We start from the raw sequence: 1,733 nt of genomic DNA, 5'->3' as shown, positions 1-1,733 counted from the left end.
TTCTTCCATGGCCGAGGCCACGGAGTTCATGTTGGAACTCATCTCTTCCGTGGCTGCGGCCACGTTGGTGGACTTGGCGGTCATGTCGCTGGAGGCCCCACGCAGGTTGGTGGCGAGGCCAAGAAGTCCCGCCGAGGCCTGATTGACCTGGGCGGAGTTGCCGGCCACTTCGCGGATGATGCCGTGCACCTGCTCCACGAACTTGTTGAACCATTCGGCCAGTTCCTGGGTCTCGGTGCCGGAGGTGTCCTTCAGTCGGGCGGTCAGGTCGCCTTCGCCCTGGGCGATGTCTTTGAGCATGCCGATCATGCGCTGCAGCGGGGTGATGATGGAGCGGATGAGAAAGATGGTCAGGGGCAGGACCAGGAACGCAAATCCGGCTCCGATGAAGGACATGGCAATGGTCAGCGATCTCGCGGCCGCGCTTTCGAGATCAGCGGCTACTGCGGCCTGGGCCTCGGCGATGTTGTCGATGTAGACTCCGGTGCCTATCCACAGATCAGTGCCGGGGATCATCATCGAGTAGGCAATCTTGGGCTGATCGCCCTTACCAGGCTTGTCGAACACGTATTCGACGAATCCACCGCCGGCCTGGGCCTGTTTACGCAACTCCTGGACGAAGGGGAGACCGTTGACGTCCTTGGCTCCACCGAGATCTTTGCCCTCGTTTTCCTTTTTGGTTGGCAGAACCCGGCAAACCGTCTCCTGATAGACAAAGAAGTAGCCGGATTTGTCCTCTTCGAAACGAATGGTGTTGATAAGTCGTCGGATGGTGTCGATCCGTTCCGAATCGGCCGTCATTCCTTCCACTGCCGAGCCGAGGCTTGAGGCCATGTTCGTGGTCGCTACCATGATCTTGTCGCGTGCATCGGCGTTCATGATCTGGCCGACTTTTGCTATCATCTGGTCCTTTGTCCCGCTTGCCTGATAGACGAAGAAGGAGACGACGGCGCCCATGAAAATGAGCATGATGCCGACCAGAAAGAGTAAGCGATTGCGGATGCCGAATCGAATGGCCATGAACGTCCTCCAAGAGTGGTAAGTAATTTATGTTGTTTGAAGTTACATCATGTGTCGCAATTATGGCAAGCAAAGGAATATTCCGGCCGCCAGCCGGTGAACCCTTCAGGTCCGTCGAAATCGATTGATGGGAGCGACGCACGCGATCGTGAACGTAGTGTTTGGTTATGCAAACAAAAGAGCCCGGCGTTTAACCGGGCTTTTTCATAAGGTAAAGAGTGGATTATTTTTAGATCTTGAATTTGCCGACCATGGCATTGAGGTCGCGGGCCAGTCCGCTCAGGCTCTCGGAACTGGCCTGCACCGCCTCGGCCGATTGGGCGATTTCTCCCGAGGCAGCGCTTACAGCGGTGACCTCCCGGGCGATGTCGCCGGTCACGGTCTCGGCCTGGGACACGTTCTCGTTCACTTCCTGCACGCCCTGGGAGGCCTGACCGACATTGTCGGCGATGTCGCGGGTCGTGACGGACTGCTCCTCGACGGCGGCCGCGATGGTGCCGACGATGATGTCCACTTCGTTGATGACCTGACTGACCTGCTGGATTTCCGAAACCGTTATTCCGGTCGCGCCCTGGATGCCCTGGATCTTGCCCCGGATTTCCTCTGTTGCGCGGGCGGTCTGCATGGCCAGTTCCTTGATCTCGTTGGCTACAACCGCAAACCCGCGCCCGGCTTCACCGGCCCTGGCCGCCTCGATGGTGGCGTTGAGGGCC

Annotated in this window: 2 protein-coding genes; both read right to left on the bottom strand. The window is 58.5% G+C overall.

All coding sequences use genetic code 11. The features are described 5' to 3' along the window. Positions 1–1,020, bottom strand: a 1,020-nt coding sequence (locus CVU60_17960; protein PKN39991.1) for a histidine kinase, incomplete at its 3' end; no start/stop codon positions are given. Positions 1,021–1,249: 229 nt separating this feature from the next. Continuing rightward, positions 1,250–1,733: histidine kinase (locus tag CVU60_17955; protein PKN39990.1), on the bottom strand; the 484-nt coding region annotated here is incomplete at its 5' end.

Source organism: Deltaproteobacteria bacterium HGW-Deltaproteobacteria-18 (assembly GCA_002841885.1).
Lineage (GTDB): Bacteria > Desulfobacterota > Desulfovibrionia > Desulfovibrionales > Desulfomicrobiaceae > Desulfomicrobium.
This window is presented reverse-complemented; position numbering and strand designations above follow the sequence as displayed.